Raw genomic sequence first — 7,520 nt, forward strand, 5'->3', positions numbered from 1 at the left:
CTATGGGGCCGCGCCCCGCTCGTCGTCACGCCATCGCCGGCCGTCGCTCCGCCCACGGCGCCGCGACCTCCAGCTGCCGCGCCAGGCGCAGCAGCAGCTCCTCGGACCGCAGCCGCCCGATGAGCTGGACGCCCATCGGCAGGCCCGCGGGCGTCCAGTGCAGCGGCAGGCTGATCGCCGGGCGGCCGGTCATGTTCGCGAGCTGGGTGTAGGGGACCCAGGCGAGGTTGCGCTCGAGGATCTGGTCGACGACGCCGCCGACCCGCATCACGCGCGTCGTGCGCGTGCGCAGCAGCAGCTCCGACAACCGCTGCAACAACGCGGGCGTCTCCAGCGCGCCGATCCGGATCGGCGGCTCGCCGAGCGTCGGCGTCAACACCAGGTCGTAGGTCTCGTGCACGCGCGCGAGCGCCGCGATGTGCTCGGAGCGCCGCTCGTCGGCGGCCTGCAGCTCGACGCCGCCGACCGCGCGGCCCAGCGCGGCGAGCAACCTGGTGTCCAACTCGAAGCCGTCGTCGCCGCAGCCGGTCTCGCGCTTGATCCGCTCGATCTCGATCGCCTGGTGCACGCACCAGATCGTCAGGAAGTCGCGGCCCAGCCGGGCGTCGTCGTGGGGTGGGGCGATCTCCTCGACGTGGTGGCCCAGCGACGTCAGCAGCCCCGCCGCGTGCTCGACCGCCCGCACGGCCTCGGGATGCGGCGTCGGCCGCAGCGCGGCGCGCGTGAAGTACCCGATCCGCAACGGGCTCGGCGCGTCCTCCAAGCGCTCCGACAACGGCCGCTCGGGCAGCGCGGGCGCGAACGCGCTGACGGCGTCCGGGCCGGCCAGGACGTCGAGCATCGCGGCCGTGTCGCGGACCGTGCGCGAGACGACGCCGCTGGTCGCCAGCCCGTTGAGCGGCTCGCTCTCGCCCGGGCCGAACGGCACCAGCCCGCGCCCGGCCTTCAGCCCGACCAGGCCCGTGCACGCGGCCGGGATCCGGATCGACCCGCCGCCGTCGCTGGCCGCCGCGACCGGCAGGATGCGCGCCGCGACCGCCGCCGCCGACCCGCCGCTCGACCCGCCGGGCGTGCGCTCCAGATCCCACGGGTTGCGCGTCGGCCCGAACAGCTCGGCCTCGGTGATGCCCTTGGACCCGAACTCGGGCGTCGTCGTCTTGCCGAAGATCACCAGGCCGGCGTCCTCCCAGCGCTCGACGACCGTGCTCGTCTCGGTCGCCGCGCGACCCGCCAGCGCGCGGCAGCCCGCGGTCGTCGGCACGCCGACGAGATCCTGGTGCAGGTCCTTCAACAAGAACGGCACGCCCGCGAACGGCCCGGACAGCGACCCCGCCGCCCGCTCGGCCGCGCGCTCGTCCAGCCGCGTGGCGATCGCGTTGATCGCCGGGTTCAACCGATCCGCGCGCGCCCGCGCGACCTCCAGGACCTCGGCGGCCGACGCCTCGCCGCCGCGCACGGCCTCGGCCAGGCCCAGGCCGTCCATCTCCACGTACTGGCGCTCGTCCATAGGGCGAGCAACCTACAGCGCCACCGCGCGGTCACCGAACGCCCGGCAGCACCCTGGCGATCGCCGCCAGCGCCCGCATCGGGACACGCTCGCGCCGGCGCCCCGGCGCGAGCGTGTCGTCGTAGCGCAGCATCACGCGCGAGAGGACGAACGGGATCCGCGGATCGCGCGGCCGCGCGATCCCCGCCTCGCGCAGCGCGGCGCACGTCGCCGCGATGAAGTCCTCGAAGCCCATCGCGGGCCGGTGGCGGTTGCGCACGCGCACGACCGCGCCCGAGCGGTTGCGGAACGTGTGCAGCGCGCCGACCGGCACGCTCGCGAAGTCCCCGACGCCCATGGTCCGCCAGACGCCGTCGATCACGACCTCGAACGATCCCTCCAGCACCTCGTACTCCTCGACCCCGTGTCGATGGACATGGGGCGGAGGGGGCACGCAGCCCGAGGGCAGGACGAACTCCATCTCCACGAACGCCCCGTCGCTCTCGGCCGCGGGCCGACGAACGACGTAGACGCTGCCGTCGGGCATCGCGAACCGGTCACCGGTCTGGGCCATCCCGCGACCCTACGAGCGGCGAGGGGCGCGTGGCAAGGGCGCCGGCCGGGCCTCCGCGCCGCGTGCCGGGCCGGCGGCCGTCGAGCGCGAGCGGCGCGATCGCCTCCGCCGCGGACCCGCGAATGCCACGAATTTCCCAAATGAACTGACATCCGATCAAAAAACATGTACGTTCTCCATTGCGGCCACCGAGGTCGCCGTCGTCCGGGCCTCTCTCCCCAATACGAGGCCGGCGACGAGGGTCCGATTGAAGGAGAGTTGGATGTCCAGGTCCAACGACCGCGTGCGGCGGTCACGGTTGATGCTGCCCTTGTTGGCGGTAGCGGTAGGGCTGTCGGCCACGACGGCGGCGTCCGCGACGGCGGCGGTCCCGGCGCCGCCGGGGCGCGCCTACGAGATGGTCTCCCCGGCCGACAAGGCGGGCAGCGACGTCTCGTGGGGCTCGATGCAGGCGACGGCGTCGGGCGACAAGATCGCCTACGGCGTCACGGCGGCCTACGCCGGCGCCCCGACGAGCCTGCTCGGCGGCATCGACGTCGCCCAGCGCGGCGACGACTGGACGACCAAGAGCCTCGATGCCCCGCAGGGCAGCGCCGCCGGCCTGCTCATCTCGTCGGTCGCGTTCAACTCCCCGGACCTCGGGACGTCGCTGGTCGAGAGCTCCGCGGCGCTGGCGCCGGGCGCCACCGAGGGCGACGGCAACGTCTACGTCCGCGACAACGCCCGCGGCGCGTACTCGTTCGTGGGCAGCAGCTCGAACCCCCTCTTCAACCAGCTCTTCCTGTTCCTGGGCTCGCCCGTCGCCGGGACGAGCGCCGACATGAAGCACATCGTCTTCGACGTCAACCAGGGCGTGCTGTCGCCGGACGCGATCGACGGGTCTCCCAACGCCTATGAGTACGTCGACGGCCGCCTGCGGCTGGTCGGCGTCCTCCCGGACGGCACGGTCAACCCGACCGGCGCCCGCACGAAGCCCGCCGTCGCCCACGACGCGCACGTCGTCTCCGACGACGGGCGCCGCGTCTACTTCACGATCGACTCGTTCGGCGAGGCCCCGCTCTACCTGCGCGAGGACGGGACGCGGACGATCCCGATCTCGGCCTCCCGCGTGCCCGGCGACGAGGGGACGATGTACCCGGCCACGTTCGGCGGCGCCACCGCCGACGGCGACGTCGCGTACTTCTCCAGCATGAACCCGCTGACGCCGGAGTCGACGACGAGCTTCAGCGCCACGCTCTACCGCTACCAGCGGTCGACGGACACGCTCACCGACCTCACCCCGGACGTCCCGTCTCCCGGCGCCGGCGTCAACGCGATCCTCCAGGTGAGCGCCGACGGCCACTACGTCTGGTTCACCGCGACCGGCGTCCTGGCTTCGGGCGCGACCGAGGGCGACGCCAACCTGTACGTGTGGCACGACGGGACGATCCGCTTCGAGTCCACGCTCGGGCCGCTGGAGACCTACGGGCCGACCACCTGGAACATGAGCCCCGACGGGCACCTGCTGGCGTTCTCGACCGACGGCCCCGCCCCGGGCTACGACAACGCGAGCGCCGCCTGCCCCATGAGCGTGGCGGGCGCCTGCGCCGAGGTCCAGCTCGCGGACGCGAGCACGTCCGCTCCCGCGCGCTGCATCTCCTGCCCGTCGGACGGCGCGACCGCGCGCGGTGACGCGCGGATCGCCGACACCACCTCGACGCTCGGCAACTACTGGCCGCGCTCCGTGCTCGACGACGGCCGCGTGTTCTTCAACAGCCCCGAGCGGCTCGTCCCCGAGGACACCAACGGCAAGCTCGACGTGTACATGTGGTCGGGCGACCACGCGTCGTTGATCTCGACCGGGCGCAGCGAGGACGACTCGACGTTCGGCGACGCGAGCGCGGACGGTCGCGACGTGTTCTTCCGCACGACCGAGCGGCTGGTCGCCCGCGACACCGATCGCAACATCGACCTCTACGACGCGCGCCTGGGCGGCGGCATCGCCGCGCAGGACGTGACCGCCGACACGCGCCCGTGCGCGGGCGACGCGTGCCGCCCGCGGCCGAGCGACCCGCCGGCGGCGGCCCAGCCGTCCAGCGCGGCGTTCCAGGGTCCCGGCGATCCGGCCGCCCCGGCGGCGAGCACCCCGCGCTTCACGGTCAAGGCGCTCACGCGCGCCCAGAAGAAGCGGCTGGCCAAGACCGGCAAGGTCACGTTGTCGGTGAAGGTCACGCGTCCCGGCCGCGTGTCGGTGACGGCGCGCGCCACCGTGCGCGGCCACGCCGCGACCGTCGCGCGCGGCTCGGCCACGGCCGCCCGCGCCCGCACGGTGAGCATCGCGCTCACGCTCTCGCGCGCCACGCGCAAGGCGCTGGCCCAGCGCAAGCACCCCGTGCTCACGCTCCACGTCGCGTACTCCCCGATGCGCGAGACCAAGACCATCAAGGTGACGCTGTGATGAACAAGGACATGATGGTGCCCCGCCTCGCGGCGCTCGTCGCCACGCTGCTCGTCGCCCTGACGTGGGCGACCGCCTCCGCGCACGCCTACGGCATCGTGGACTTCGGCGGCGACTACACCGACCCGTCGGGCGCGCCGCTGCTGCAGGCGGGCGCGCACGCCGACGTGACGACCGACATCACGACGCCGTTCCGGGTCGACGGCGCCGGCAACGCGGTGCCCGACGGCAACATGAAGGAGATCTCCGTCGACCTGCCCGCGGGCGTCACGGGGAACCCGACCGCCCTGCCCGTCTGCGCGCTGGCGCAGCTGCGCGCGTCGGCGTGCCCGCCCGAGACGCAGGCCGGGGTCGTGCAGCTGACCGGCGCGCTGTTCGGCGGCAGCGGCGTCCCGTCACCGCTGGGCGATCCCGTGGCGGTCTACAACGTCGAGACCACGCCGGGCGTGCCCGGCCGCTTCGGCTTCAACGTGTTCAACGTGCTGACGTTCATCGACGCGCGGGTGCGTCCCGGGGACGCCGGCATCTCGGCCGACATCCACGGGATCTCGCGCTCGCTGCCGCTGACCGGCACGCGCCTGACGCTGTGGGGCGTCCCGGCCGACCCGTCGCACGACGCCCAGCGGTACGACCCGACGACGTACATGAACGGCGTCCGCTCCAACGCGCCGCGCCGGCCGCTGATGACCAACGCGACGCGGTGCAGCGCGGGGGTCGAGACGACGAACCTGCGCACGACGTCCTGGCAGGCGCCCGACACGTCGTCGTCCGCGTCGTTCACGAAGGACCAGAACGACACGCCGATCGCGTTCACCGGCTGCGGCGACCTGCCGTTCGCGGCGTCGATCGCCGCCGCGCCGACGACCACTGAGGCCGGCGCGCCGACGGGCCTGGACGTCGACGTGACGGTCCCGCAGGACCAGAACCCCGACGGCCTGGCGACCGCGCACCTGCGCAACGCGGTCGTGACGCTGCCCGAGGGCATGGCGGTCAGCCCGTCGGCGGCCGACGGCCTCGCGGCGTGCGCGCCGGCGCAGATCGCGCTGGCCTCCGCGGCGGCGCCGACCTGCCCGGACGCGTCCAAGCTGGGGTCGGTGACGATCGACACGCCGCTGCTGGACTCGCCGCTGCAGGGATCGATCTACCTCGCCGCCCAGAACGACAACCCGTTCGGGAGCCTGCTGGCGATCTACCTGGTCGCCCAGGGCAGCGGCGTCACGATCAAGATCCCGGGCCGGATCGCGCCCGACGCGACCACCGGCCGGCTGACCGCGTCGTTCACCGACACGCCGCAGCTGCCGTTCACCGAGCTGTCGCTGCACTTCGACGGCGGGCCGCGCGCGGTGCTGTCCAACGCGGCGACCTGCGGGGCGCAGACCACGACCGCGCGCTTCACGGCGTGGAACGGCAAGGAGGTCACGAGCACGAGCGGCTTCACGCTCGATCGCGGGGCGGGCGGCGGCGCCTGCGGGCCGCTCGGGTTCGCGCCGGCGTTCACGGCCGGGACGCTCGACAACAGCGCGGGCGGCTTCTCGCCGCTGGTCGTCCGGTTCGCGCGCGGCGACGCCGACCAGCGCCTCGGGACGATCGCGGTGAACCTGCCGGCGGGCCTGCTCGGCCGGATCTCGGGCGTCGCGCTGTGCGGTGACGCCGCCGCGGCGGCCGGGACGTGCGGCGCGGAGTCGCGCGTTGGCACGGCCACCACGGAGGCCGGTCCGGGCGCTCGTCCGTTCGCGCTGCCGGGCGCGGTCTCGCTGACCGGCCCGTACAAGGGCGCGCCGTTCGGGCTGTCGATCGTCGTGCCGGCGATCGCCGGGCCGCTGAACCTGGGCACGGTCGTCGTGCGCGCGGCGATCCACGTCGACCCGCACACGACCGCGCTGCGGATCGTCTCCGACCCGCTGCCGACGATCCTCCAGGGGATCCCGCTGCAGCTGCGCTCGGTGCAGATCGCGATCGACCGTCCCGGGTTCACGTTCAACCCGACGAGCTGCGCGCCGTCGGCGATCGGGGCCGCGATCGGCTCGGTCGAGGGCGCGAGCGCCGTGGCGGCCTCGCGCTTCCAGGCCGCCGACTGCGCGTCGCTGGGCTACGCGCCGAAGCTGTCGCTGGCGCTGACGGGCGCGGGGCAGACCCGCGACGGCAAGCACCCCGGGCTCGTCGCGCACCTCGCGCCGCGCGCCGCGGACGCCAACAGCCGCCGTGTGAAGGTCGCGCTGCCGCTGTCGCTCGCGCTGGACCCCGACAACGCCCAGGGGCTGTGCGAGCCGTCCGACGCGGCGGCCGACCGCTGCCCGGCGACCTCGGTCGTCGGCCACGCCAAGGCCGTGTCGATCCTGCACGAGCCGCTGAGCGGGCCCGTGTACTTCGTGCGCGGTGAGCGCAAGGACCCCAAGACGGGCCGGACGATCAAGTCGCTGCCGACGCTCTACCTGCCGCTGCGCGGCGAGGGCGTGCAGATCGACCTGAACGCCTCCTCCAGCGTCGTCGACGACCACCTCGTCACGACGTTCGACGGGATCCCCGACGCGCCGCTGACCTCGTTCGACCTGTCGATCGACGGCGGCAAGCACGGCATCCTGGTGGTGACGGGCGGCGCCGACGTGTGCCAGGCCACCCAGGTCGCCGGGGCCGCGCTCGTCGGCCAGAACAACAAGGCGTCGAGCCCGACGATCACGGTCGGCACCAACTGCCGCCTGGGCGTGGTGGGCTCGAGCCACACGTCGCGGTCGCTGCGCGTGAAGCTCAGCGGCCTCGGCGCGGGCCGCGTGGTCGTCACCGGCTCGGGGCTGAAGCGCACCGCGCGGACGCTCAGCGCGGCGACGACCGCGACCGTCACAGTGCCGCTGTCGGCCGCCGCGCGCCGCGCGGTGGCGCGGGGCCGGAACGTCAAGGTGACGGTCCGGGTGGCGTTCACGCCCAAGGGCAGCAAGGTGTCCAAGAAGGTCACCAAGCGCCTGGTCGTGCACGGCGCGAAGTAGGGGCCGCCGGGCCGGCGGCGGGGCGGTGGTGCGCGGCGTTCG

General features: G+C 74.2%; 4 protein-coding genes. 2 read left to right on the plus strand and 2 right to left on the minus strand.

Annotated elements, in window-relative coordinates; translation table 11 throughout:
* Positions 1 to 25: 25 nt before the first annotated feature.
* Positions 26 to 1,507: an amidase gene (locus VFG42_RS27340; RefSeq protein ID WP_324912033.1), complete on the minus strand. Its 1,482-nt coding sequence runs from the start codon at positions 1,505 to 1,507 to the stop codon at positions 26 to 28.
* 31 nt (positions 1,508 to 1,538) lie between these two features.
* On the minus strand, positions 1,539 to 2,060 hold the full coding sequence (locus VFG42_RS27345; RefSeq protein ID WP_324912034.1) for a cupin domain-containing protein: 522 nt from the start codon (positions 2,058 to 2,060) through the stop codon (positions 1,539 to 1,541).
* 313 nt (positions 2,061 to 2,373) lie between these two features.
* On the opposite strand from VFG42_RS27345, the gene VFG42_RS27350 reads away from it, so the two are divergent.
* Together VFG42_RS27350 and VFG42_RS27355 are read left to right on the plus strand one after the other, a co-directional pair.
* Positions 2,374 to 4,497, plus strand: a complete 2,124-nt coding sequence (locus tag VFG42_RS27350; protein WP_324912035.1) for a hypothetical protein — start codon at positions 2,374 to 2,376, stop codon at positions 4,495 to 4,497.
* Between the two features lie 11 nt (positions 4,498 to 4,508).
* The gene (locus VFG42_RS27355; protein WP_324912036.1) at positions 4,509 to 7,478 is read left to right on the plus strand and encodes a hypothetical protein; all 2,970 of its coding nucleotides are present in this window, start codon (positions 4,509 to 4,511) and stop codon (positions 7,476 to 7,478) included.
* Positions 7,479 to 7,520 lie beyond the last annotated feature (42 nt).

The organism is Baekduia sp. (assembly GCF_035685985.1).
GTDB lineage: Bacteria > Actinomycetota > Thermoleophilia > Solirubrobacterales > Solirubrobacteraceae > Baekduia.

Excerpts from the sequence above, each read along its gene's own strand:
- VFG42_RS27340 (WP_324912033.1), bottom strand. The coding sequence starts at position 1,507 with ATGGACGAGCGCCAGTACGTGGAGATGGACGGCCTGGGCCTGGCCGAG.
- VFG42_RS27345 (WP_324912034.1), bottom strand. The coding sequence starts at position 2,060 with ATGGCCCAGACCGGTGACCGGTTCGCGATGCCCGACGGCAGCGTCTAC.
- VFG42_RS27355 (WP_324912036.1), top strand. The coding sequence starts at position 4,509 with ATGATGGTGCCCCGCCTCGCGGCGCTCGTCGCCACGCTGCTCGTCGCC.